This is a genomic window from Clostridium sp. AM28-20LB (genome assembly GCF_003480665.1).
GTDB classification, from domain to species: Bacteria; Bacillota; Clostridia; order Lachnospirales; family Lachnospiraceae; genus Otoolea; species Otoolea fessa.
The window spans coordinates 241-575 of sequence record NZ_QUJN01000024.1 but is presented as its reverse complement, the minus strand read 5'-3'; the positions used below and the strand labels follow the sequence as shown (position 1 = coordinate 575).

Here is a 335-nt window from a genome sequence, read left to right as displayed (position 1 = left end):
TACTTCTGATAAGCAAGATTATAAGTGGAACATTCATAACAATCTGCCGGATTGGAATAACTTGTCCTTTTTTCGCCTTTGGCAGTATAGTATATTCTTTCTCGCCCTTTCCGCTGCCTGTGATTATACATCGGCGCACCACAATCAGCACAGTAAATCTTTCCGGTCAGAACATTAGGCTCGCCCATAGGATCTGCTTTTCTTACATTCTGTCTTAACTTTTGAGCAAGCAGCCATGTTTCTTCATCGACAATAGGCTCTTGTGTATCATCAAAAACCACCCAATCTTCCTTATTTGCCCTTTTCGTCTTTTTGTCCTTATAGGAATTTTTGAA

The 335-nt window shown here is 40.0% G+C and carries 1 protein-coding gene; it reads right to left on the bottom strand.

Translation table 11 applies throughout. The features are described 5' to 3' along the window. Nucleotides 1–335, bottom strand: a 335-nt coding sequence (locus DW739_RS15280) for a recombinase family protein (protein WP_243023805.1), incomplete at both ends; no start/stop codon positions are given.